Below are 25,500 nucleotides of genomic sequence, written 5' to 3'. Positions count from 1 at the left end.
TCCGAGGCGATGCCGCTAAATTGAGCCAGTAATGACGCCGACGCAATGGCGCCGATCACATCTGACAGCAAAAAGTGTTCCTTACTGCATCACACATAACAACTGTAGGAGTGAGCCTGCTCGCGATAGCGGTGTGTCAGCCAATGCATTCATCGACTGATTCACCGCTATCGCGAGCAGGCTCACTCCCACAGGGTTTTGTATTTGGCCTTGAGTTAAGCGTACTGCGCGGCGGCGTAGCCCGAGGCCCAGGCCCACTGGAAGTTGAAACCGCCCAAGTGGCCAGTGACGTCGAGGACTTCACCGATGAAATACAGGCCGGGGCTTTTCAGCGATTCCATGGTCTTGGAGGAGACTTCGCGAGTGTCGACACCGCCGAGGGTCACTTCGGCCGTGCGATAACCCTCAGTCCCCGCTGGCACGACTTTCCAGCTGCCGAGCTTGTCGGCGATTTCCGCCAGTTCCGCGTGGGTGTACTGCTTCATCGGTTTGGACACGAACCAGTTATCCGCCAACAGATTGGCCATCTTCTTGGTGAAGATTTCACCGAGCAGGGTTTTCAATTCACTGTTCGGACGCTCGGCCACTTGCTGCTGCAACCAGCTCGCCGCGTCGTGATCCGGCAGCAGGTTGATCTCAACCGTGTCGCCGGATTCCCAGAACGAGGAAATCTGCAAAATCGCCGGGCCGCTGAGGCCACGGTGAGTGAAGAGGATGTTCTCGCGAAAGCTCTGATCGTTGCAGCTGACCAGACAATCCACCGAAGTGCCGGACAGCTCGGTGCACAGTTCCTTGAGTTGATCGGTGATGGTGAACGGCACCAGACCGGCGCGGGTCGGCAGCAGTTCATGGCCGAACTGTTTGGCCACTTGATAACCGAAACCGGTGGCGCCCAGCGTCGGGATCGACAGACCGCCGGTGGCGATCACCAGCGACTGGCACTGGATCTGGCCCAGTGTGGTGTCGAGCAGGTAACCGCTTTCGACCTTCTCGATGGTCTGGATCGAGGTGTCCAGATGCAACTCGACGCCGACCTGATCGCACTCGGTCAGGAGCATTTCGAGGATGTCGCTGGATTTGTTATCGCAGAACAACTGGCCGAGTTTCTTCTCGTGGTACGGCACGGCGTGTTTGCCGACCATGCCGATGAAATCCCACTGGGTATAGCGCGCCAGCGCGGATTTGCAGAAGTGTGGGTTCTGCGAGAGGAAATTGCTCGGCTCGGTGTACATGTTGGTGAAATTGCAGCGGCCACCGCCCGACATCAGGATTTTCTTGCCGGCCTTGTTCGCGTGGTCGAGCAGCAACACCTGACGCCCACGCCCGGCGGCGGTCAGTGCACACATCAACCCAGCGGCGCCTGCGCCAATGATCACGACTTCGGTAGAGCGCAAAACGGTGTCCTCACACAATGATCGTTCCCACGCTCTGCGTGGGAACGCCGCCATGGACGCTCTGCGTCCGTTGTTATGTGACGCGGAGCGTCACGGGATGCATTCCCACGCAGAGCGTGGGAACGATCAGGTCAGAGGATGCGGACGCGCAGCGAACGGCCTTTGATCTTGCCGTCGTTCAGACGCTGCAAGGCCTGCATGGCCACAGTGCGGTCAACAGCCACATAGGCCTGGAAATCGAAGATCGCGATCTTGCCAACCTGCGCACCGGGAATGCCGGCATCGCCAGTCAGTGCGCCAAGAATGTCGCCCGGACGCACTTTGTCTTTACGGCCAGCACCGATGCACAGGGTGGTCATCGGCGGTTGCAGCGGGGCGAGGCCCTGGGACTTGAGGTTATCGACCTGATCCCAGTTCAGCGGTGATTTCTGCAGTTGTTCGATGGCTTGCGCGCGGTGCGCTTCGCCCGGAGCAACCAGGCTGATCGCGATGCCTTTTTCGCCAGCACGACCGGTACGGCCAACGCGGTGAATGTGGATTTCCGAATCGCGCGCCAGTTCGACGTTGATCACCATGTCCAGTGCATCGATGTCCAGACCACGGGCGGCGACGTCGGTGGCAACCAGTACCGACGTACTGCGGTTGGCGAACATCGCCAGCACCTGATCGCGGTCACGCTGTTCCAGATCGCCATGCAGGCCGACGGCGGAAATGCCTTTGGCGGTCAGGTGATCGACGGTTTCCTGCACTTGCTGCTTGGTGAAGCAGAACGCCACGCAGGACGCCGGACGGAAGTGGTGCAGGACTTTGGTCACCACGCTCATACGATCTTCCGGGGAAATCTCGTAGAAACGCTGCTCGATCTGCGTGTCATCGTGGAACGCTTCGGCTTTCACCGTTTGCGGATCACGCATGAACTTCGACGCCAGTTGCTTGATGCCCACCGGGTAAGTCGCAGAGAACAGCAGGGTCTGACGGCGCTCCGGGGTTTTGACGATGATGTCTTCGATGGCGTCGTAGAAGCCCATGTCGAGCATGCGGTCGGCTTCGTCGAGGATCAAAGTGTTCAGGCCGTCGAGGACCAGCGAACCCTTGCGCAGGTGCTGCTGAATACGCCCCGGGGTGCCGACGATGATGTGCGCGCCGTGCTCCAGCGAAGCGATTTGCGGGCCGAACGACACGCCGCCGCACAGGGTCAGGACTTTGATGTTGTCTTCGGCACGGGCCAGACGACGGACTTCCTTGGCAACCTGGTCGGCCAGCTCGCGCGTCGGGCAGATCACCAGTGCCTGGCAACCGAAGTAGCGCGGGTTGATCGGGTTGAGCAGGCCGATGCCGAACGCGGCGGTCTTGCCGCTGCCGGTCTTGGCCTGAGCGATCAGGTCCATCCCCTTGAGGATCACCGGCAAGCTCTGCGCCTGGATCGGCGTCATCTGGGCATAACCGAGGGATTCGAGGTTAGCCAGCATGGCGGCGGACAGCGGCAGAGTATTAAAAGCGGTGGCGATGGTGGTCACGGGACTGGCCTGCAAAACAAAATGTCGCGCAGTGTAGCAGCCCCGTGCCACTTTCTTCGAAAGTTCTGGACGAACAGTGGTTAATGTTCGATGTGTTCTTCCGGACGTTTGGCGCGGCGGCCGTCTTCCTTCGACAGTTGCGAGAAGATCGTCGCAGCGAGCATGGCCATGATGCCGACGGTGACGAAGGTCAGCTGGAACGCGCCGAGCACGGTCTCCACGCCATCGTTACCGATCTCTGCGGTAAACCCGCCGAGCAACGCGCCGGCGCAGGCAACGCCCAGACTCAATGACAACTGCGCCACCACCGAGAGCAAGCTGTTGCCACTGCTGGCGCTGGCATCGTCGAGATCAATCAGCGTCACGGTGTTCATCGCCGTAAATTGCAGCGAGTTGATCGCGCCCAGCACTGCCAGCAGGCACAGCAACAACCAATACGGCGTCTGCTCGCTGACCAGGCCCATGCTCGCCAGCATGATCCCCAGTGCCAGGGTGTTGCCGGTGAGCACGATGCGATAACCGAGCCGCTCAATCAGCGGTCGCGCCATCCATTTGGCAAACATCGCCGCCGCCGCCAGTGGCAGCATGCTCATCCCCGCTTGCGACGGTGAATAGCCCAGCGCCACTTGCAGCAGCAACGGCACCAGAAATGGCAATGCGCCGCTGCCCAGGCGGGCGAACAGGTTTCCGAGAATGCCGACGGCAAACGTGCGGGTCTTGAACAGCGATGGCGCGAACAGCGGGTTTTCGATGTGCCCGGCGCGCAACCAGTACGCCGCCAGACACGCCAGACCGGCGAACAGCAGCAACATCACCCGCAGATGCGGCAAGTGCAGTTCGCCAAGGCCTTCCATGGCGATGGTGATCAGGATCATCGCCGCGCCGAACAGCAGGAAACCCAGGCTATCGAAACGCGTGCGCTCGGTGCCGCGCAGGTCGGGAATGAATTTCCACACGGCGTAGCAACCGATCACGCCGACCGGCAGGTTGATCAGGAAGATCCAGTGCCACGTCAGGTACTCGACCATCCAGCCGCCCATGGTCGGGCCGATCAGCGGACCGAGCAGGCCGGGGATGGTGATGAAGCCCATGATCCGCACCAGTTCGGATCGCGGATAGGCGCGCAGTACGACGAGTCGCCCGACCGGTAGCATCAGCGCACCGCCCAGGCCCTGAATCACCCGGGCGCCGACCAGCATGCTCAGACTGCTCGACAAGGCGCAGAGCAGCGAGCCGAAGCTGAACAACAAGATCGCGCCGAAGAAGATTTTCTTGGTGCCGAAACGGTCGGCGATCCAGCCTGAGGCCGGTATCAGCAAGGCCACGGTGAGCATGTAGGCGATGATCACGCCTTGCATGCGCAACGGGTCTTCGGCCAGGTCCCGAGCCATGGCCGGCAGGGCGGTGTTGAGGATGGTCCCGTCGAGGGACTGCATGAAGAACGCAATGGCGACGACCCACGGCAACCAGCGTGCGGTGATGGCGTCGAGAGGCGGGCGGTTGGGCATGGAACCTCTTGTCGTTGAAGTTAATGCATATCCATTGTCGAGCGCGGTCAGTGTGGGAGCGAGCTTGCTCGCGAAGAGGCCATTTCATTCAACATCGATGTCGATTGATCTACCGCTTTCGCGAGCAGGCTCGCTCCCACAGGTTTTGCGTTTACAGGGTCAAGGTCAGCCGGCTGACCAGTGCCCCCGGCAGCAACGCCGACGAGGTATTGCGCTGGCTGTACGTACTCGCAGAAAGCAACAACTCACGCTCGGCGGTCAACGCTTCCAGCTGTGAACCGAGCAGGCTGTAAGCGCTGTCGTCGAAGCGCATGGTGCTGACCGGCGCCTGGATCTCGCCGTTCTCGACCCAGAAGGTCGCAAACCGAGTCATGCCGGTCATGCGCGCCGCCGGTTGATCCGAGAAGTTCAGGTACCACAGGTTGCTGATGTACAGCCCGGTGCCCAACTGTTTGAGGATCTCTGCTTGCGCCAGATCGCCCGCCGCCATGTTCAACGCACTCGGCATTTCCCCGCCGCCGGCGCCGTTGGCGGTCAGGCCATATTCCGCTGCACTGCGCGAGCCGACCAGTTGATCGCCAGCCTTGCCTTCGACGATCAGGCGCAAATCACTGCGCGGATAACCCTCGCCGGAAAACGCCGGGCTCAGCGATTCGCTGACTTTCTCATCCAGCGACAGCAGTGGACTGAACGCCTGATCGCCGACATACAGCTTTTGCAACGGGCTGCTCTTACTGGCGATCGACTGCGCCGAGAAACCGCCCCAGCTCAGCATGCCCATGATTTCTTCCAGCGCCGCCGGTGCCAGATACGCGCGGTACTGCCCCGGCGCCAAGGTGCGCAGCGGTCGGCCGAGAAATTCCAGTTGCTCGCGGGCCTGGCCGAAGCGCTTGGCGAAGCCTTCGCTGCTCCAGTCATGCCCGGCGTAGCTGGCTTTCACTGCTTCACCGTTCTGGTGGAACAGGCTGAAATCGAAGTTGAAGCTGTTGGCCTGATGCCAGCCAAATGCGCCTGAAGAACTGGCGAAACCACGGCTGATCGGGCCGGCGGCATAGAAACCCACCAGATCCAGACCTTCAGCGGCAGCGCAGATTTCATCGACAACCTGTTCGGTGTCCGGCAGCGGATGCTCCTGCACATTTTTGCTCTGCCAGCCGTTGTGGTTGAGCAACAGGTACGGATCCTGCGGCAGCAGCGGCAGGGTTTCGCGCAGTTGTTGCAGGCCTTCGGCGAGGCGTTGCAGATCGCCTTCCTGATCACCGGACAGGGTGACTTGCAGGTCGGCGTGGCGACCGTCGTTGATCAGTTTCAGGACGATATTGGCCTGCTGCACTTGCCCGGCCTGACGCACCTTGGCGTGATTGAAACGCACGAACGCCGAGGATTCTGCGGCATAGCTGAGGGTGAACTGTTCCGGCTCGCGCACGCTGTCGCGCAGCCAATTGACCATGACCTTGAAGGCGTCGGACTGACTCTTCGAAATGCTCATCAGGCGTCTCCCCCAAACACATCAACGTTGCTGAATACGCAGGCCGGCGAAGCGTGGCCGACGCGGATCACCTGGTTCGGTTCGCCCTTGCCGCAGTTCGGCGTGCCCAGCACCTTGACGGTGTTGGCGTCGCCGACGGCGCGCAGGCTTTTCCAGAAGTGCGCGGAAATCGCCCGGTAGTTCGGGTTTTTCACCACACCTTTCAGTTCACCGTTTTCGATCAACTGGCCCCATTCACAACCGAACTGGAATTTGTTGCGCGCATCGTCGATCGACCATGAGCGGTTGGTGCTCATCAGGATGCCGTGCTCGATGCCTTCGATCAGTTTGTTCAGAGGCTGATCGCCCGGTTCGATATTGAGGTTGGCCATGCGGTCTATCGGCGGGCGGTTCCAGCCGCAGGCGCGGCTGTTGGCAACGCCATCGAGACCGGCGCGGAACTGCGACAGCGCACCGCCCAGCGGGCGCAACAACAGGCCATCGCGGATCAGGAATTGTTTGCTGGCCTTGCTGCCATCGTCATCGTGGCCATAGCTGGCGAGTTCTTCGGGAATGCCCGGGTCGAACGTCACGTTGAGCAGTTTCGAGCCGTATTGCAGGCTGCCGAAGTCGCTGGCTTTGACGAAACTGGTGCCGGCGTAATTGCGTTCATCACCGAGGATGCGGTCGAGTTCCAGCGGGTGACCGATGGATTCGTGGATCTGCAGCATCATTTGATCGGGCATCAGCAGCAGATCGCGCGGGCCTTGCGGGGTGTTCGGCGCAAGCAGCAGTTGCAGGGCCTGATCGGCGACTTGCGGGCCGGCGCCGATCAAACCGCAGCGGCTGATCACATCAGCGCCGCCCTGTTGGCCGAAATTCTCGCGGCCAAGGCTACGGGTCTGGCTGTCGTTGCCATCGTAAGCGGTGACGTCGAGGCCCGGATAGACGAAGCGCTGCGCTTGGCGCAATTCAGCCCCGGCGCTGCTCAGGTAGATCTGTTCGACGTGGGTAATGCCAATGCTCACTTCCCAATTCACCAGGCGCTCATCCTTTGGCACCGAGGCGGATTCCGCGCCGAGCAGCTCAAAACATTCGCTCAGGGACGGGAAGGCTTGGTCGAGATTGGGTGAAAAGTAATCAGCACGATCGCTGGACACCGGCTGATCGCGCAGGTCGAGCAAGGCGTGCGGTTTGAGGCGGCGGGCTTGCTGCTCGGCGCGTTCGAGGGCGGCTTGCAGACCTTGTTGCGAGAGGTCGTTGGTCGCCGCGTAGGCCTCAACGCCATTGACGCGCACGGTGAGCATCGCGCCTTCGTCGCGTCTCAGGCTCGGCGGCTCGGCGACATTCTTGCGCACCGACAGATATTGCCCGGACTCGCGTACATACCGCAGGGAAAAAAACTCAGCGCCCGTGCGCAAGGCAGCGAAGCGCTGCTTGAGCTGGGGGTGGAAATCGAACATTCGGGAACCTCCTTGTCAGGGGGAAGCGGTAGAGCAGCGGCGGGGAGGGGGTGAAACGGTTGCGCGAGGTCTAGAGTAGGCCTGCGTGGGGGTAGGATCAAGTGAAGAGGGGGTGTAGGGGGATTTACTGTGTAGCGGGGGAATTTTTGCTGAATGTGAGGGCCCCTTCGCGAGCAAGCTCGCTCCCACATTGGATTCCGGGTGTTCACAAATTTTGTGTTCACTGGAGATCTACTGTGGGAGCGAGCCTGCTCGCGAAGGCCGCGCCTCGGTATTACGTCTTACTGAGCAGCCGGGGTGATATCACGCATCGGCTTGCCCTTCACCGGCGCATCGCCCGCGACGTAGTACGGCGCGGTGCTACGCGGCAGCGGCTGGCGGCCACGGATCTTGTCGGCGATTTTCTCGGCGATCATGATCGTTGGCGCGTTGAGGTTGCCAGTGGTGATGATCGGCATGATCGAGGCATCGACCACACGCAGGCTCTGCATGCCGTGCACGCGACCTTCGCCATCCACTACAGCCATTTCGTCGGTGCCCATCTTGCACGAGCAGGACGGGTGGAACGCAGTTTCGGCGTGCTCGCGGATGAACTTGTCCAGCTGCTCATCGGTTTGCACTTCGATGCCCGGGCTGATTTCGCGGCCACGGAAAGCGTCCAGCGCCGGCTGTTGCATGATTTCACGGGTCAGGCGGATGCCGTCGCGGAATTCCTGCCAGTCCTGCTCAGTGGCCATGTAGTTGAACAGGATGCTCGGGTGCTGGCGCGGGTCTTTCGACTTGGCCTGGATACGACCACGGCTTGGCGAACGCATGGAACCCATGTGCGCCTGGAAACCGTGCTCTTTCACACCGTTGCTGCCGTTGTAGTTAATCGCTACCGGCAGGAAGTGGTACTGGATGTTCGGCCATTCGAATTCCGGACGCGAACGGATGAAACCGCCGGCTTCGAACTGGTTGCTGGCGCCGATGCCGGTGCCGTTGAACAGCCACTCGGCACCGATGGCTGGCTGGTTGTACCAGAGCAGCGACGGGTACAGCGAAACCGGCTGAGTGCAAGCGTATTGCAGGTACAGCTCAAGGTGATCCTGCAGGTTTTCACCGACGCCCGGCAGGTCGTGAACGACCGGGATGTCTAGGGATTTCAGCAGTTCGGCAGGGCCGACACCGGAACGCTGCAGAATCTGCGGCGAAGCGATGGCGCCGGAGCACAGCAGCACTTCTTTGCGCGCTTTGGCTTCAACGCGCTCTTCAGCGTCGCCGACCAGGTAACGCACGCCGACCGCACGTTTGCCTTCAAACAGAATCTTGTCGGTCAGGGCGTGGGTGACGATGGTCAGGGTCGAACGCTTCTTGGCGACGTCGAGGTAGCCACGGGCGGTGGATGCACGACGGCCGTTCGGCGTCACGGTGCGGTCCATCGGGCCGAAGCCTTCCTGCTGGTAACCGTTGAGGTCTTCGGTGCGCGGGTAACCGGCTTGTACACCGGCTTCGACCATGGCGTGGAACAGCGGGTTGTTGCCCGCCTTCGGCGTGGTCACGCTGACCGGGCCTTCGCCACCGTGGTAGTCGTTCGGGCCGATGTCGCGGGTTTCCGCTTTGCGGAAGTACGGCAGGCAGTCGAGGTACGACCAGTTTTCCAGGCCCGGCAGTTTCGCCCAGCCGTCGTAGTCCATCGCGTTGCCACGGATGTAGCACATGCCGTTGATCAGCGAGGAACCGCCGAGGCCTTTGCCGCGACCGCATTCCATGCGGCGACCGTCCATGTGTGGCTCTGGATCGGTTTCGTAGGCCCAGTTGTAGCGACGACCTTGCAGCGGGAATGCCAGGGCAGCGGGCATTTGCGTGCGGAAGTCGAAACGGTAGTCCGGACCGCCAGCTTCGAGCAGCAGAACGGTGACGCCTTCGTCTTCAGTCAGACGGGTCGCCAGGGTGTTACCGGCCGAGCCGGCACCGATGATGATGTAATCGAATTCTTGGGACATTGAATGCACCCTCTTTAGATGTGGTCAGGTCGGGCCTGACGAGTGCTTTGCACTCGAATCGCGAGCGGGCTCACTCCCATAGGAGACACTGTTCCAATGTGGGAGCGAGCCTGCTCGCGAAGACGGCCTCACGAGCAATACAAGACTCGGGTCTTAGAACACCGAGACGTAATCGCCCAGCTCGACCTGTACCGATTTGATGCGGGTGAAGTTGTTCAGCGAGCTGATGCCGTTCTCACGGCCAACACCCGACTGCTTGTAACCGCCGACCGGCATTTTTGCGTCGGACTCGCCCCAGGCGTTGATCCAGCAGATACCGGCTTCCAGTTGATGAATCACGCGGTGTGCGCGGTTCAGGTCTTTGGTGACGATACCGGCGGCCAAACCGAAGTCGGTGTCGTTGGCGCGGCGGATCACTTCTTCTTCGGTCTCGTAGGAGAGGATCGCCATCACTGGGCCAAAGATTTCTTCGCGAACGATGGTCATGTCGTCGGTGCAATCGGTGAACACGGTAGGTGCCACGAACGCGCCTTTGGCGAATTCGCCGTCGGTCAGACGGTCGCCGCCGCACAGGACGCGGGCGCCTTGTTCTTTACCCTTGGCGATGTAACCCAACACGCTTTCCATGTGCGCGAAGCTGACCAGCGGGCCGAAGTTGGTGTTTTCGTCTTCCGGGTTGCCGACGCGGATGCGTGCAACGCGCTCAACGATCTTGGCTTCGAAAGCGGCTTTCAGGTGCGCCGGAACGAACACGCGAGTGCCGTTGGTGCAGACCTGGCCGGAGCTGTAGAAGTTGGCCATCATCGCGGTGTCGGCAGCACGATCGAGATCGGCGTCGTCGCAGATGATCAGCGGAGACTTGCCGCCCAGTTCCATGGTCACGTCTTTCAGCGACGAAGCCGAAGCGCTGGCCATAACCTTCTTGCCGGTGTCGGTGCCGCCGGTGAAGGAGATTTTTTCGATGCGCGGGTGCTCGGTCAGCCAGGTGCCGACTTCACGGCCGCTGCCGGTCAGGACGTTGAACACACCGTTTGGAACGCCGGCTTCGGTGTAGATCTCGGCCAGTTTCAGGGTGGTCAGCGAGGTCACTTCGCTTGGCTTGAAGATCATCGCGTTACCGGCAGCCAAGGCTGGCGCGGATTTCCACAGCGCGATTTGGATCGGGTAGTTCCACGCGCCGATACCGGCGACAACGCCCAGCGGCTCGCGACGGGTGTAGACGAAAGAAGTGTCGCGCAGCGGGATCTGCTCGCCTTCGATCGCTGGCACCAGGCCTGCGTAGTATTCCAGCACGTCAGCACCGGTAACGATGTCGACGTACTTGGTTTCGGAGAAGGATTTACCGGTGTCCAGGGTTTCCAGCGCGGCCAGTTCATCGTTGCGCTCGCGCAGGATGTCGACGGCGCGACGCAGGATGCGCGAACGCTCCATGGCGGTCATCGCGGCCCAGATTTTCTGGCCCTTTTCAGCGCTGACCACAGCACGCTCGACGTCTTCCTTGGTCGCACGTTGCACCTGTGCGAGGACTTCACCGTTAGCCGGGTTGATGGCTTCGAAGGTGGCATCGCTGCCGGCGTCGGAGTACGCGCCATCGATGTAAAGTTTTTGCAGTTCGAAACGGGCCATAGTGTCCTCGCAAGTGCATTGGTGGTTGGCGTTGACCACCGCGGTGAGGCTGCGGTGGCGGTTCAGGGGCCGAGCGTTTTCTGTGTGCTCTAGCTCACCTTCTTGGCCAATTGGAAATCCATGTATTCGTAAGCGATCTGTTGCGCCTGCGCCGTGTCGAAAGCGTCTCCCGACAGCGCGCCGCGCAACCACAAGCCGTCAATCAACGCTGCCAGCCCCCGCGCTGCGCTGCGCGCATCTTCGAGCGGCAGCACACGGCGGAACTGACAGCACAGGTTGGAATACAGACGGTGATCGTTGATCCGCTGCAACCTGTGCAAAGACGGCTGGTGCATGCTGGTGGCCCAGAAGGCCAGCCAGGTTTTCATTGCCGGGCCATTGACCTGGCTGGCGTCGAAGTTGCCTTCGATGATCACCTGCAGATGCGCCCGTGGGCTGTCATCTGCCAGCGCCTGCCGGCGCGCGGTGACGCTCTCGCTGAGGGCGGTCATCAGATACCGCATCGTGGCGGCAATCAGGCCGTTCTTGTCCTGAAAGTAATGACTGATGATGCCATTCGAGACACCGGCCAAACGGGCGATCAGCGCAATGCTGGCGTCCCCCATTCCGACCTGATCGACCGCCTGCAATGTGGCTTCGATCAGTTGTTGGCGGCGGATGGGTTGCATACCGACCTTGGGCATCTTGCACATCTCCTTAGGCCTTCCGAGCGGCGAATCACGCCGATCGGATTGAGGGCCAGTCTATTTTGTTTTGATTGAACGTTCAATCAACAAAGAATAAGATCTGCGACAAATCGTCGCTGCCTACAGCTTTTTCCTACGTGTAAGTGGCGATAAAACCGACATCCGAAAAAGCTCGAAACCTGCGTGGGGCATGGCGCGGTTCGCGATTCGATGGACGTGTTGAAAGGGCAAGACGCTCAGGGCCAGGTTTCGGATGACCGTCCGTCCACCTTCGGCCACGAAAGCGATTCGCAGCGCCATTTCGGCAGGTTCGGGCTTTTTTCGGGGTGTCTTTATATCACCCGCCGGTCGGCTGCCAACTAACCGATTGGTCGGGTTCCGTGTTGCCTTGTGTTCTTCTCTCGCACTGCCTGGAGCATTTGTGCCATGAGTTCTGCCTCGCTTATAAAGACCCCGCCCGAGAAGGTGACGGTCAACGGTTGGGTGTTTTACACCTCTACCGCGCTGATTCTGTTGTTGACCGCCATTCTGATTATCGCCCCGCAAGAGGCCGGCAGACTGTTGGGTATCGCTCAGGCCTGGTTGTCGCGCAGCTTCGGCTGGTACTACATGGTGGTCATCGCCGCCTACCTGGTGTTTGTGGTGGGCCTGGCGTTTTCTTCGTACGGCAAACTCAAACTGGGCAGCAAGGACGACACCCCGGATTTCAGTTACGGCGCCTGGGCGGGGATGCTGTTCTCGTCGGGTATCGGTATTTCGCTGTTGTACTTCGGCGCATCCGAGCCACTGGATCACTACTTCAACCCGCCGGAAGGCGCTTCGGCCAGCAACTTGGCCGCGCGCCAGGCGGTACAGCTGACCTTCCTGCACTGGGGTCTGCACGGCTGGGCGATCTACGCACTGGTCGGTCTGGCCGTGGCGTACTTTGCTTATCGTCATAACCAGCCGCTGGCCCTGCGTTCGGCGCTGTATCCGCTGGTCGGCGAGCGTTGGGTCAAGGGTGCGGCCGGTCACGCGGTGGACGGCTTCGGCATGTTCGTGACCCTGCTGGGTCTGGTGACCAACCTGGGGATTGGTTCGCTGCAAGTGTCCTCGGGCCTGGAAAACCTGTTCGGCATGGAACACAGCAACACCAACCTGCTGATCGTGATCATCGTGATGAGCACCGTGGCGACCATCGCAGCCGTGTCCGGCGTGGAAAACGGCATCCGTCGTCTGTCCAACCTGAACATCGTGCTGTTCAGCGGTCTGCTGATTTTCGTGCTGTTGTTTGGCCCGACTTTGCACCTGCTCAACGGCTTCGTGCAGAACATCGGCGACTACCTCAATGGCATCGTGCTGAAAACCTTCGACCTTTATGTGTACGAAGGCGACAACGCCAAGTCCGAGCGCTGGATGGGCCTGTGGACCCTGTTCTACTGGGCGTGGTGGATTTCCTGGGCGCCATTCGTAGGCATGTTCATCGCGCGTATTTCCCGTGGTCGTACCGTGCGTGAGCTGGTGGCGGGTGTACTGCTGATTCCGCTGGGCTTCACCCTGGCCTGGCTGTCGATCTTCGGTAACTCGGCACTGGACCTGGTGATGAACCATGGCGCGGTGGAGCTCGGCAAGACGGCGCTGGAACAGCCGTCGATGGCGATCTATCAATTGCTTGAGCACTACCCGGCGTCGAAAGTCGTTATCGGTGTGTCGATCTTTGTTGGCTTCGTGCTGTTCCTGACCCCGGCCGACTCCGGCGCGGTGATGATGGCGAATCTGTCCTGCAAGGGCGGTAACGTCGATGAAGATGCGCCGCACTGGCTGCGGATCTTCTGGTCGGTGGTGATCACCCTGGTGACCATCGGTCTGCTGTTTGCCGGTAACTTCGAAGCCATGCAAACCATGGTGGTGCTGGCCGGTCTGCCGTTCTCGGTGGTGCTGGTGTTCTTCATGTTCGGCTTGCACAAGGCCATGCGTCAGGACGTGCAGATCGAACAGGAGCAGGCGCAGCTGGCGGAGCGCGGTCGTCGTGGTTTCAGCGAGCGTCTGACGCAACTGGATCTGCAACCGAGCCAATCGGTGGTGCAACGCTTCATGGACAAGCAGGTCAGCCCGGCGCTGGAAGATGCTGCTGCGCAGATGCGTGCGCAGGGTCTGGAAGTGCAGACGCTGCTGGGTAAATCCAAGCGTTGCATGGGCGTGCGCGTCGAGATGGAAGAGGGCAACCCTTTCGTCTACGAAGTCAGCCTGGACGGCTATCTGGCGACCCCGACCGAATCGGCGCAATCCGATGAAGCGCGCCAGCGTTACTACCGCGCCGAGGTGTACCTGCACAACGGCAGCCAGGATTACGACCTGATGGGCTTCACGCAGGATCAGATCACACGCGATGTGCTCGATCAGTTTGAAAGCCATCGGCAGCTCCTTGGCCGGGTGTATAGCTAAACCGCTAAAACAAAAGGGGCTCGATTGAGCCCCTTTTGCATGATCGTTCCCATGCTCCGCGTGGGAATGTCTCAATGGACGCTCTGCGTCCGCTGTTGTGGGACGCGGAGCGTCCCGGGCTGCATTCCCACGCAGAGCGTGGGAACGATCAGGGATCGCTCACCGCGATCCCTTTTTTTTATCCCGCCTTAACCGAGGTTCTTGCCCAGCAACGCGTGATACAACTCACTGTCGCCCAAGATCCCCACCACATGATTGTCATCGTGCAGCACCAGCTTGTTGCCGGTCTGATAACGAATCTGCAACGCATCGCGCATACCGATATTAGAGTCCACCAGCGTCGGCTTGCGCTCCAGGCCTTCCACCGCTTGGCCTGGTGCCCAGTTCTGCAGGTTCAGCACCGAACCATTCTGCCGCGCACCTTTGATGGTGTTGCCTTCGGCCAGGTCCAGCCACGAATCGCCGCCCGGATCCAGGCACACCGAACCATTGATGCGTTTGCACTTGTCCAGGGTGCGCATCAGGCTGCGGCCGCAAAGTACGTTGAGCGGATTGGTGTGCGCAACGAAAGTGCGCACGTAGTCGTCCGCCGGGTTCAGCACGATCTCTTCCGGCACGCTGTACTGGATGATCCGGCCGTCTTTCATGATCGCGATGCGGCTACCCAATTTGAGCGCCTCGTCGAGGTCGTGGCTCACGAACACGATGGTCTTGCTCAGCTTGCGTTGCAGTTCCAGCAGTTCATCCTGCAGGCCCTGACGGATCAGCGGGTCGAGGGCCGAGAACGGTTCGTCCATCAATAGAATGTCGGCGTCCATCGCCAGTGCCCGCGCCAGACCGACACGCTGCTGCATGCCGCCGGAGAGTTCGTCGGGCTTCTTGTTGCGCCATTGGGTCAGGCCGACCAGTTCGAGTTTCTCGTCGACGAGCTTCTTGCGTTCCTTCTCCGGGCGACCCTGCATTTCCAGACCGAAACTGATGTTCTCGCGCACCGTTAGCCAAGGCATCAGGGCGAACTTCTGAAAGACCATGGCGATGCGTTTGGTGCGCATCATTTTCAGTTCGGCCGGGGTGCAGGAGGCGATGTCGATTTGGCGGTTTTCATGCTCGACGAACAGCTTGCCGCGGCTCACGGTGTTGAGGCCGTTGATGCAGCGCAGCAGGCTCGACTTGCCCGAGCCGGACAAGCCCATCAGCACGCAGATCTCGCCTTTATTGATGTCCAGCGTGGCTTTTTCCACGCCGACGATCTGTCCGGTCTTCTTCAGGATCTCGTTGCGGGTCATGCCCTGATCCAGCAGCTTGAGCGCCTCGCGCGGGTCTTTGGAGAAGATTACGTCGACGTCTTCGAAGCGAATTATGCTCATGCGTCACCCCCTGCTTTAGCGTCGGGTTGTTTGCAGATACGGTCGAGCATGATCGCCAGCAGTACGATCGCCAGGCCCGCTTCGAAGCCCAGGGCGATATCAGCAGTGTTCAGTGCGTTGACCACCGGTTTGCCGAGTCCGTCGGCGCCTACCAGTGCCGCGATCACCACCATCGACAACGACAGCATGATGCACTGGGTGATGCCGGCCGCGATGCTCGGCATGGCGTGCGGCAGTTCGATCCGTGAGAGCAGTTGGCGACGCGAGCAGCCGAAGGCCTTGCCGGCGTCCATCAGTTCTTGCGGGACATCGCGGATGCCCAGGTAGGTCAGGCGGATCGGCGCAGCGATGGCGAACACCACTGTGGAGATCAGGCCTGGCACCACACCCAGCCCGAAGAGGGTCAGGGTAGGAATGAGGTAAACGAAGGTCGGTACGGTCTGCATCAGATCGAGTACCGGACGCATGACCGTGTAGAACATCGGTTTGTGCGCGGCGACGATGCCCAACGGCACGCCGATGACCACGCAGACCAGGGTTGCGAACATGACCTGGGCGAGGGTTTCCATGGTCTCCTGCCAGTACCCCAGATTGAGGATCAGCAGGAAGGAGGCAATGACGAACGCAGTCAGGCCCCATTTACGCTGAATGAAGTGAGCGAGTAGTGCGATCAGGCCAATCAAGACCAGTGGGTTGAACCAGGTCAGCGCAAACGTCACGCCGTGGATCATCGTTTCCAGTGTCACGGCGATTGCGTCGAAGGTGTTGGCGCCGTGTTGCGTCAACCATTCAACGAAGCCCGCGATGTACTGGCCTAAAGGTATTTTCTGATCAATCAGCATGGTAGTGAACGTCCGCATGCAAGGAAATAAACAGCCCGGGCGGGCGAACCCACCCGGCATAAGCGATTACTGAAGCTTGGCTTTCACGGCCTCCAGGCCAGGTTTACCGTCAATGGTGGTCACGCCAGCGAGCCAGGTATCGAGCACTTGTGGATTCTTTTTCAGCCAGGCCTTCGCGGCCGCGTCAGGCTTCATCTTGTCGTCGAGGATGTTGCCCATCAGTTCGCTTTCCATGTCGACGGTGAACTCCAGGTTCTTCAGCAACTGACCGACGTTGCTGCATTCCTCGGCGTAACCCTTGCGGGTGTTGGTCGCTACGGTCGCAGCACCGAAATCGGGGCCGAAGAAATCATCGCCACCGGTCAGGTATTGAATCTTGAAGCGCTTGTTCATCGGGTGTGGCGCCCAGCCGAGGAAGACCACGGCGGTGTCGCGTTTTTGCGCGCGATCCACCTGCGAGAGCATGCCCGCTTCCGACGATTCGACGACTTTGAAACCGGCGGTTTTCAGGCCGAAAGCGTCCTTGTCGATCATGCTCTGGATCAGACGGTTGCCGTCATTGCCAGGCTCGATGCCGTAGATCTTGCCGTCGAGTTCTTTCTTGAATTTGGCGATGTCGGCGAAGTCATGCAGACCTTTGTCATACAGGGCTTGCGGCACGGCGAGGGTGTACTTGGCGCCCTTGAGGTTGGTGCGCACGGTTTCTACGGTGCCGGCGTCGCGGTAGGCCTTGATGTCGTTTTCCATGGTCGGCATCCAGTTACCGAGGAACACGTCCATGTTCTTGCCGTCGGCCAGCGACTTGTAGGTCACGGGCACGGAGATCATGGTGGTCTTGGTCTTGTAGCCGAGGGCGTTGAGGACAACGGAGGTGGTAGCGGTGGTAGCGGTGATGTCGGTCCAGCCGACATCGGAGAAGTTAACGGTACTGCACTGTGCCGGTTCTGCAGCTTGCGCCAGTAACGGCAGACTCAGCATGGCGGCCAACAACAACGACGGGGAACCTTTCATGGATGGACTCCTTGGTGTTTTTTTTGGCAGTGTTCCGACTGTGGACCACCGCACTTATAGGTTGCGGTTGGATGGCGTTCTGGAGACAGCTCTACCACGGCGCCTTGCAATCGAGTCATAACGATCATGTACCAGTGAAAATCTGACGCCTACAGGGGGGGTCGTATCCAGTACAGGGATGGTCGCATCCAGTGTCAGTGACGTCGTTTACAGCTTTTTTCAGCCCCGAATGGCCATCTGAACCGCACAAAAACGGCGAAAAACCGGGGCGAAAACGGCGCGGCGCTGGTGGACATGAGTGCGTCGGTGTCAGACGCCGTGCGCTCCGACAAAAGCCTGATGATGCGGGCATTCCGGCGGATCGCAGCTTGAGCGTAGCAGCTCCGCCAGCGGGCGCTTCACGCCCCGGACCGGCATCCTCAGGAGCTCTGCAGCAATGGCTATCAGCGTTTTCGACCTGTTCAAAATCGGCATCGGCCCTTCCAGTTCCCACACCGTCGGGCCCATGCGCGCCGCGGCGTTGTTCGTCGAGTCGCTTCGGGACAAGCACCAGTTGGAACAGGTGCGTCGTATAGAAGTGCAATTGTTCGGATCGCTGTCGGCCACGGGCATTGGCCACGGCAGCGACAACGCGGTGATCATGGGTTTGATGGGCGAGTGGCCGGACGCAATCGACCCGTCGCAGATCGGCCCACGTATCCAGGCGCTGCGCGAAACGCACACCCTGCTATTGGATGGTCGCTTGTCGGTGCCGTTTGTCTGGGCACGGGACATGCGCCTGATCGACGAGAACCTGCCATTCCACCCCAATGCCATGACTATCGTTGCCGAGGGTGATCACGGCGAACTGCATCGCGACACCTACTATTCGGTGGGCGGCGGTTTTGTCGTGGATCAAGCGCAGGCGTCCAGCGGCGTGGTCGATCTGGATCGCACTGAGTTGCCCTACGACTTTTCCAGCGCGGTTGAGCTGTTGGAGTTGTGCAAGAAAAACAACCTGCGCGTTGCCGAATTGATGATGGCCAACGAAAAGGTCTGGCGCAGTGAAGAAGAGATCCGCGCCGGGCTGATGAAACTGTGGCGGGCGATGCAGGATTGCGTCGAGCAGGGCCTGAAACACGAAGGCATTCTGCCCGGCGGACTGAATGTGCGTCGGCGCGCGGCGAAGTTGCATCGCAGTCTGCAGGAACTGGGCAAGCCCAATGTGATCGGCTCGACGCTGAGCGCGATGGAGTGGGTCAACCTGTTCGCTCTGGCGGTTAATGAAGAAAACGCGGCGGGCGGGCGCATGGTCACGGCGCCGACCAATGGCGCGGCGGGCATCATTCCGGCGGTGTTGCACTACTTTATGAAGTTCAGTGAAGCGGTGACTGACGCCAACGTGGTCGATTACTTCCTCGGTGCAGCGGCGGTGGGGATTCTGTGCAAGAAGAATGCTTCGATCTCGGGCGCCGAAGTGGGTTGCCAGGGCGAAGTCGGTTCGGCGTGTGCGATGGCGGCGGCGGGGCTGGCGGAGATTCTTGGTGCCACGCCGGAGCAGTTGTGCAACGCAGCGGAGATTGGTCTTGAACACAACCTTGGGCTGACTTGCGATCCGGTCGGTGGCTTGGTGCAGGTGCCGTGCATCGAGCGTAATGCGATTGCCGCGGTCAAGGCGATCAACGCGGCGCAAATGGCATTGCGTGGCGATGGTCAGCACTTTATCTCGCTGGATCGGGTGATCCGCACCATGCGTGATACCGGCGCTGATATGCATGACAAATATAAAGAGACATCGCGTGGTGGATTGGCGGTCAGTGCGGTTGAGTGCTGAGACCGAGTCGCCTCCATCGCGAGCAGGCTCGCTCCTACAGGGGAACGCATTCCAAATGTAGGAGTGAGCCTGCTCGCGAAGGGGCCAGACCAGTCAAAATTGCTCATCAAGTGAACACAGACAATAAATCACGCCACCTTTTAGCGCGTCGCAAACAGATAAGAGTCTTTCCCAGCTGTTACATGCATTCAGCACCCCCTACCGTCCGTCACCCGTGCTTGCGGTGACACTCCCCTCAAACTGCGCGCAGGCCAGTTCCCACAAGTGCTACCGATTTGCTCACACCCTTGGGGGCAGGGCGCTCAGCAACGCTGATGGCACTTCGAAACACCTTTCGTCGGACGGCTCGTATAGACACGTCGCGACGTCGTTTTCAGGAGTTATTGAACGGCCATCCAATTTTAGGCATGGCAATTGCTCTGTCATAACAAAGCCCGTCTCCCACGCGAGAACGCTGGCAATAACAAGAGCCTCCGCCTGAGGCCATCACCCGCTTTGTGTGAGGAGATACCGCGATGACGTCGTTCAACTCCGGGGCCCAACCCCAGAACCGTGCGCCTCAATCCATCGGCTTTCTGCTGCTGGACAATTTCACGCTGATTTCTCTGGCGTCCGCAGTAGAACCCCTGCGCATGGCCAACCAATTGTCCGGTCGCGAGCTGTATCGCTGGAGTACCCTCACCGTCGATGGCGGCCAGGTGTGGGCCAGTGACGGTCTGCAAATCACGCCAGACGCCTCCATGCACAAAGCCCCGCCACTGGACACTGTGATTGTCTGCGGCGGCATCGGCATTCAACGCACTGTTACCCGTGAACACGTTTCCTGGCTGCAAAGCCAGGCGCGTCAGTCCAAGCGTCTCGGCGCGGTGTGCACCGGCAGTTGGGCTTTGGCCTGCGCCGGGTTGCTCGATGGTTTCGATTGCAGCGTGCACTGGGAATGTCTGGCGGCGATGCAGGAAGCTTTCCCGCGCGTGGCCATGAGCACCCGTTTGTTCACCCTCGACCGTAACCGTTTCACCAGCTCCGGCGGTACCGCGCCGCTGGACATGATGCTGCACCTGATCAGTCGCGATCACGGCCGTGAACTGTCCGCCGCGATCTCGGAGATGTTCGTCTACGAACGTATCCGCAACGAACAGGATCACCAGCGTGTGCCGCTCAAGCACATGCTCGGCACCAACCAGCCGAAGCTGCAGGAAATCGTCGCGCTGATGGAAGCCAACCTCGAAGAGCCGATCGACCTCGATGAACTGGCGGTGTACGTCGCCGTGTCGCGTCGACAGCTGGAGCGCCTGTTCCAGAAATACCTGCACTGCTCGCCGTCGCGTTACTACTTGAAGCTGCGTTTGATTCGCGCCCGGCAGTTGCTCAAGCAGACGCCGATGTCGATCATCGAAGTGGCGTCCGTGTGTGGTTTCGTCTCGACGCCGCACTTCTCCAAGTGCTATCGCGAATACTTCGGCATTCCGCCGCGTGACGAGCGCGTAGGGTCCAACACCACTCAACAAGTGGCGATGTTGCCGCTGCCGCAGGCCATCGTGATGTCGCCGCTGTCGGGGCCGATGTCGGCGTTGAGTCAGGCGCGCAATGAATCGACGTTTGCCAGCGTAAGGCTCTGATGAGGATCGTTCCCACGCTCTGCGTGGGAACGCAGCCCGGGACGCTCTGCGTCCCAAAAGGCCGAACGCGGAGCGTCCGTTGAGGCATTCCCACGCAGAGCGTGGGAACGATCAGGTGAGCAACGTCAGGCGCTATGGCTTTGCTGATAGTCCGCCAATGCCGGCAGTAATTGTTTGTCGATCGCCTGGCGCACCGCAGGCTGGATACTGGCGCCGCTGGTGTACATGTCCTTGACCATTTTGCGCAGTTCAAACGCGCGAACATTATCCAGACCGCGCACCGCGCACTCGCAAGCCTTATCGGCAGTAGTGCCACTGGGCACTTGAATACCCAACGCCTTGAGCTGGCCCAACAAATCTTCCTGATCGATCAAATCGGCATACATCATGACGCGCATCCTTCTTCGGTAACGGAGGTCGTGGCTCGATTCTGGTAGCCATGCGGGAGCACGGCAAGGGCGATTTGTCGCAGTGGCTGCGACGGCTATGAACAGGTCGTTTTCGGCTAACTCGCCGCTCAAGGGAGTGGGCACACTGAACTCAGCTTGCAACACGAAGGTTTGGTCACCCTCGCTTGGCAGCTCCTCAACAGTAGCTTGAGCCCCGATCCAGTCACGGCTGGTATCGGGGCTTTTTTTGTCTGTGATTCAGTTAGTGACGCGTTGTCTGGACTGACGCTTTCGCGAGCAAGCTCGCTCCCACAGGTGACCGCGTTCATTCAGGGGAATGCGATTAAATGTGGGAGCGAGCCTGCTCGCGAAGAACGATGACGCGGTCTACCGCTGCAACACCAGAATCCGCGACAACAACTCATCCCGGTCGACGTAGCAGCCCTGAAAATGCCGCGCCCCGGTCGCCGGATCGAAGGCATTACGCGCGTGCAACGTACGGCGATTATCGAAGCACCACAGCTCACCGGAATTAAGCCGCTGCATCAGCCGAAACCGTGGCTCACGGGTCATCGCAATAAACCGCCGATAAGCCCGATACAACCGTGGCATCTGCTCTACCGAGGTATCGAACGCTCCGCGCAGAAAGTTTGCCATGCGGATTTCCGCCACGCGTCCCAAGGCGTCCAAAGCGATGATCGGCGCCAGGCAGCGATAGTCGCTATGGCGATCCTTGTTGCGAAACTCCACCGGTATTTCACACAGCGCCTGAAACGATGCAGGGTCTTCACTGCGCAACGCATCGGCAATCGCAAAACCGTCGACAAAAATACTTTCGCCACCCTCGGCGTCATTCACCAGGCAATGCAGAAATTGCAGCCCCGGTTGCAGCTCGCGGGTCGGTAGATCGGTGTGCAACGGCAGGTTGAAAGCGGTGTAGGCATTGCTGTCGGCATCGGCTTTGGATTGCACGTTGAACAGCACACCGAAGTTGCTCTCGCGAATGAAGGAAATGCGTTGCGCGATGAGCTTCAGTGAACCGGACTCGGTGGGCACGCCGCGTACTTGCGTCAGGCCGATGTCGCGTACGGCGAGCAGCCATTGCAGCAGGGCGGCGTTGTCGTTCATCAATGCCGCGTATTCGAACACTGGCAACTGCAGATCGCTGCGCCACAGATGAGACTTAGGTTTGCCGGCCAAGCGTTCGGCGCGGGATTCATCGTCATAGGCATGAGCGCGCAGCCAGCCGGGATCGAAACGGCTGAGGTGACCGTCCTGCCAGTCGATGCGCAGGCAGCCGTCGGTATCGATATCGGCGGCGGCAGGCCTGAGGTCTTCAGCGACATCGACAATCTCGAACACCTGCTCGCGGGTGACGTTGTAGACGCACTGCGGGCACGGGCAGTTATCCCGCAACCAGACGTGGTGAAACGGGCTGACACGACCGTCAGCCCATTCAATGGCAACGCGATCCGCCAGGGTCTGCACGCCACCGAGCGCGCTGATCAACGGATAAGTACGGAAATCGGCAACAGCGGCAGCGGTGTGCATGGCGGCTCCTTGTGATCGATGGATTACCTGGCGGGTGGCAGTGCGATAACGCGGCCGATGTAAGCGGGAGCGGGCAAGTCTTGCTGCTCGGCGACGATGCTTTGCAGGCGGCTCAGGGTGTCCGCGCTGAACGGTGCCGAACGCGGGCCGGCGAGATCGACGTGCAACAGCATCTGTTCGTTGCCGGCCAGTTCCTGTTCCTCACCGACCTTGTACAGGCTGTGATAGAGGTGCAGGCGTTTGCTGTCGTGACCGATGATTTGCGTACGCACTTCGACTTCGCTGTCGAGCTTCACTTCGTGCAGATAGTTGAGGTGCAGTTCAAGGGTGAACAGCGAGTGGCCGCTGGCTTCGCGGTTGTTGCTGTCCATGCCGAGGCGATCCATCAGGGCGTCGGTGGCGTAGCTGAAAATCAGCAGGTAGAAGGCGTCGCGCAGGTGGCCGTTGTAGTCGACCCAGTCGGGGATGATTCGGGTTTGGTGCGTGGTGAGCTGGGGCATGGTTTGGGTTCCGGCAGTTAGGTGGTCTTCAAGATCAAAAGCTACCCCCTCACCCCAGCCCTCTCCCCCAGGGGGAGAGGGGGAAGGGAGTAGATCGGGCGCCTTTCAAAACTTGAGTTCGGCTCGATAGATCAAGTCGGCGTAGCTCGAAAAAAACACCGCGGTCAGTCCCCTTTCCCCAATGGAGGAGAGGAGAAAGGGTGCTGATCTTCAAGCGTTTCAAGTCCTGAGTTCGGCTCGGCGGTGCAGGTCGGCGTAGCTCGAACATTCAACTCGGTCAGTCCCCTCTACCCCTGGGAGAGGGCTAGGGTGAGGGCAGCGGTCTGACGCGAACGCATTACTCGCTGAACGCCATCCCATGCTTTTCCTTTGTGGTCTTCACCGCCTCAAGCACCGCCAGCAAGCAATCATCACGATAGCGCTCCAGTGCCGAAATGCTGTGACGACCAAGCTGATCACTGGTGCCATCAACCACATCATCAATCAACTTGTCAGTCAGTTCCGGCGCCGGCAGATAGGTCCACGGCAACTGCAACGCCGGGCCGAATTGCGACATGAAGTGGCGCATGCCGGCATCACCCCCGGCCAAGGTATAAGTCAGGAACGTACCCATGAACGACCAGCGCAGGCCGGCGCCAAAGCGGATCGCATCATCGATCTCGCCAGTGGTCGCGACACCATCGTTGACCAGGTGCAGCGCCTCACGCCACAGCGCTTCGAGCAAGCGGTCGGCGATAAACCCCGGCACTTCTTTGCGCACGTGCAGCGGACGCATGCCGAGGGATTCGTAGACTTTCATCGCTGCCTGAACGGCCTCGGGCGCGGTGTTCTTGCCACCCACGACTTCGACCAACGGCAGCAGATAAACCGGGTTGAACGGGTGGCCGACCACGCAGCGTTCAGGGTGCGTTGAGCTCTCGTAGAACTCACTTGGCAGCAGGCCCGAGGTACTCGAACCGATCAACGCATTGGGCTTGGCCGCGGCGCTGATTTTGCTGTGCAGATCGAGTTTCAGTTCCAGGCGTTCCGGAGCGCTTTCCTGAATGAAATCGGCATCGCGCACGCACTCCTCGATGGTCGCGACGAAGCGCAGACGATCCTGCGAAGCGCCCGGTGCCAGACCGTTTTTTTCCAGCGCGCCCCAGGCGTTGGCCACGCGTTTGCGCAGTGCCGCTTCGGCACCGGGTGCCGGGTCCCAGGCGATCACATCCAGGCCATGGGCGAGGGCGCGGGATACCCAGCCGCTGCCGATGACACCGCTGCCCAGCGCGGCGAAGGTTTTGATTTCGGTGATAAAGCTCATGGTGATTTCCTGAATAGTTCGGCGATCAACTGTGGGAGCGAGCTTGCTCGCGAAGGGGGCGGTACATCCGCAGTATCTTCATCAGCAGATCCATCGCATTCGCGAGCAAGCTCGCTCCCACAGGGTTTTGAGGTGAGTTCGTTAGCCGCGCTGGGTCAGGCCCATTTTCTTGCGGCCCTCGGCCGGGGTCAGCACCCGGGCGCCGAGGCGGCTGAGGATTTCGGTGGCGCGTTCGACCAGTTGGCCGTTGGTCGCCAGCACGCCTTTGTCCAGCCACAGGTTGTCTTCCAGCCCCACCCGCACGTTGCCGCCGAGCAGCACCGCTTGTGCGGCCATTGGCATCTGCATGCGGCCAATGCCAAACCCGGCCCACACCGCATCGGCGGGCAGGTTGTCGACCATGGCTTTCATCGTGGTGGTATCCGCCGGCGCGCCCCACGGGATGCCCAGGCACAGCTGGAATAACGGGTTATCGAGCAGGCCTTCCTTGATCATCTGCTTGGCGAACCACAGGTGACCGGTGTCGAAAATCTCCAGCTCGGCCTTCACGCCCAGCTCGGTAATGCGCTTGGCGCCGGCACGCAGTTGCGCCGGTGTGGAGACGTAAATGGTGTCGCCATCGCCGAAGTTCAGCGTGCCGCAATCGAGGGTGCAGATTTCCGGTAACAGCGCTTCAACGTGAGCCAGACGAGTCAACGGGCCGACCAGATCGGTATTCGGGCCAAACTCCATCGGGTTCTCGCCAGCGCCGATTTCCAGATCGCCGCCCATGCCGGCGGTGAGGTTGACGATGATGTCGACGTCGGCCTCGCGGATGCGCTCCATCACTTCGCGGTACAGCGCCACGTCACGGCTGAACTTGCCGGTCTGCGGATCGCGCACATGGCAATGCACAACCGTGGCGCCGGCCTTGGCCGCTTCCACCGCAGCAGCAGCAATTTGTTTCGGGGTGACCGGCACGTGTGGGCTTTTGGCGGTCGTGTCGCCAGCACCGGTGAGTGCGCAGGTGATGATGACGTCGTGGTTCATGGTGC

General features: G+C 60.3%; 19 protein-coding genes. 3 read left to right on the top strand and 16 right to left on the bottom strand.

Features of this window, described 5'->3' with window-relative positions; translation table 11 throughout:
- Positions 1 to 215 precede the first annotated feature (215 nt).
- The 8 genes from AB4O01_RS18055 to betI all read right to left on the bottom strand — a co-directional run bounded on the left by AB4O01_RS18055 (position 216) and on the right by betI (position 11,644).
- Complete coding sequence (locus AB4O01_RS18055; protein WP_122842324.1) at positions 216 to 1,394, bottom strand: BaiN/RdsA family NAD(P)/FAD-dependent oxidoreductase; 1,179 nt, start codon at positions 1,392 to 1,394, stop codon at positions 216 to 218.
- A 131-nt stretch (positions 1,395 to 1,525) separates the two neighbouring features.
- Entirely contained in the window at positions 1,526 to 2,911 is a 1,386-nt protein-coding gene (gene dbpA / locus AB4O01_RS18050) for an ATP-dependent RNA helicase DbpA (protein WP_093429879.1), read from the bottom strand.
- A gap of 80 nt (positions 2,912 to 2,991) precedes the next feature.
- Positions 2,992 to 4,419, bottom strand: coding sequence for a multidrug transporter subunit MdtD (gene mdtD / locus AB4O01_RS18045; RefSeq protein ID WP_099757388.1), 1,428 nt, complete (start codon positions 4,417 to 4,419; stop codon positions 2,992 to 2,994).
- 151 nt (positions 4,420 to 4,570) lie between these two features.
- On the bottom strand, positions 4,571 to 5,908 hold the full coding sequence (locus AB4O01_RS18040; protein ID WP_093429881.1) for a TldD/PmbA family protein: 1,338 nt from the start codon (positions 5,906 to 5,908) through the stop codon (positions 4,571 to 4,573).
- Positions 5,908 to 7,350, bottom strand: coding sequence for a TldD/PmbA family protein (locus tag AB4O01_RS18035; protein ID WP_093429882.1), 1,443 nt, complete (start codon positions 7,348 to 7,350; stop codon positions 5,908 to 5,910). The genes AB4O01_RS18040 and AB4O01_RS18035 overlap by 1 nt, the downstream gene beginning before the upstream one ends.
- A gap of 281 nt (positions 7,351 to 7,631) precedes the next feature.
- On the bottom strand, positions 7,632 to 9,335 hold the full coding sequence (gene betA / locus AB4O01_RS18030) for a choline dehydrogenase (protein ID WP_099757387.1): 1,704 nt from the start codon (positions 9,333 to 9,335) through the stop codon (positions 7,632 to 7,634).
- 153 nt (positions 9,336 to 9,488) lie between these two features.
- Positions 9,489 to 10,961, bottom strand: a complete 1,473-nt coding sequence (gene betB, locus AB4O01_RS18025) for a betaine-aldehyde dehydrogenase (protein WP_093429885.1) — start codon at positions 10,959 to 10,961, stop codon at positions 9,489 to 9,491.
- 89 nt (positions 10,962 to 11,050) lie between these two features.
- On the bottom strand, positions 11,051 to 11,644 hold the full coding sequence (gene betI, locus AB4O01_RS18020) for a transcriptional regulator BetI (RefSeq protein ID WP_008085771.1): 594 nt from the start codon (positions 11,642 to 11,644) through the stop codon (positions 11,051 to 11,053).
- A gap of 486 nt (positions 11,645 to 12,130) precedes the next feature.
- On the opposite strand from betI, the gene AB4O01_RS18015 reads away from it, so the two are divergent.
- The gene (locus tag AB4O01_RS18015; protein ID WP_460092282.1) at positions 12,131 to 14,071 is read left to right on the top strand and encodes a BCCT family transporter; all 1,941 of its coding nucleotides are present in this window, start codon (positions 12,131 to 12,133) and stop codon (positions 14,069 to 14,071) included.
- Between the two features lie 188 nt (positions 14,072 to 14,259).
- On the opposite strand, the gene choV is transcribed toward AB4O01_RS18015, so the two are convergent.
- The 3 genes from choV to AB4O01_RS18000 form a co-directional block, all read right to left on the bottom strand.
- The gene (gene choV / locus AB4O01_RS18010) at positions 14,260 to 15,438 is read right to left on the bottom strand and encodes a choline ABC transporter ATP-binding protein (RefSeq protein ID WP_034153601.1); all 1,179 of its coding nucleotides are present in this window, start codon (positions 15,436 to 15,438) and stop codon (positions 14,260 to 14,262) included.
- Positions 15,435 to 16,280: a choline ABC transporter permease subunit gene (gene choW / locus AB4O01_RS18005; RefSeq protein ID WP_093429887.1), complete on the bottom strand. Its 846-nt coding sequence runs from the start codon at positions 16,278 to 16,280 to the stop codon at positions 15,435 to 15,437. Before choW ends, choV begins: the two co-directional genes overlap by 4 nt.
- A gap of 66 nt (positions 16,281 to 16,346) precedes the next feature.
- The gene (locus AB4O01_RS18000; RefSeq protein ID WP_007918300.1) at positions 16,347 to 17,291 is read right to left on the bottom strand and encodes a choline ABC transporter substrate-binding protein; all 945 of its coding nucleotides are present in this window, start codon (positions 17,289 to 17,291) and stop codon (positions 16,347 to 16,349) included.
- A 436-nt stretch (positions 17,292 to 17,727) separates the two neighbouring features.
- Between AB4O01_RS18000 and AB4O01_RS17995 the strand changes: the two genes are divergently transcribed.
- Positions 17,728 to 19,104, top strand: coding sequence for an L-serine ammonia-lyase (locus AB4O01_RS17995; RefSeq protein ID WP_034153599.1), 1,377 nt, complete (start codon positions 17,728 to 17,730; stop codon positions 19,102 to 19,104).
- A 515-nt stretch (positions 19,105 to 19,619) separates the two neighbouring features.
- On the top strand, positions 19,620 to 20,723 hold the full coding sequence (gene gbdR, locus AB4O01_RS17990; RefSeq protein WP_007949927.1) for a choline metabolism transcriptional regulator GbdR: 1,104 nt from the start codon (positions 19,620 to 19,622) through the stop codon (positions 20,721 to 20,723).
- A gap of 125 nt (positions 20,724 to 20,848) precedes the next feature.
- On the opposite strand, the gene AB4O01_RS17985 is transcribed toward gbdR, so the two are convergent.
- The 5 genes from AB4O01_RS17985 to AB4O01_RS17965 form a co-directional block, all read right to left on the bottom strand.
- Positions 20,849 to 21,112 (bottom strand): hypothetical protein, encoded by a 264-nt coding sequence (locus tag AB4O01_RS17985; RefSeq protein WP_095050250.1) that lies wholly within the window; start codon positions 21,110 to 21,112, stop codon positions 20,849 to 20,851.
- Between the two features lie 387 nt (positions 21,113 to 21,499).
- Positions 21,500 to 22,663: a gamma-butyrobetaine dioxygenase gene (locus AB4O01_RS17980; protein WP_460089139.1), complete on the bottom strand. Its 1,164-nt coding sequence runs from the start codon at positions 22,661 to 22,663 to the stop codon at positions 21,500 to 21,502.
- A 23-nt stretch (positions 22,664 to 22,686) separates the two neighbouring features.
- On the bottom strand, positions 22,687 to 23,163 hold the full coding sequence (locus AB4O01_RS17975; RefSeq protein ID WP_460089138.1) for a thioesterase family protein: 477 nt from the start codon (positions 23,161 to 23,163) through the stop codon (positions 22,687 to 22,689).
- A 337-nt stretch (positions 23,164 to 23,500) separates the two neighbouring features.
- Complete coding sequence (locus tag AB4O01_RS17970) at positions 23,501 to 24,466, bottom strand: L-carnitine dehydrogenase (RefSeq protein ID WP_093429892.1); 966 nt, start codon at positions 24,464 to 24,466, stop codon at positions 23,501 to 23,503.
- A gap of 141 nt (positions 24,467 to 24,607) precedes the next feature.
- A complete protein-coding gene (locus AB4O01_RS17965) occupies positions 24,608 to 25,495 on the bottom strand; it encodes a beta-keto acid cleavage family enzyme (RefSeq protein WP_093429893.1) in 888 nt (295 codons plus the stop codon).
- Positions 25,496 to 25,500: the final 5 nt, after the last annotated feature.

It is taken from the genome of Pseudomonas sp. S2_E02, assembly GCF_054668355.1.
This window is presented reverse-complemented; position numbering and strand designations above follow the sequence as displayed.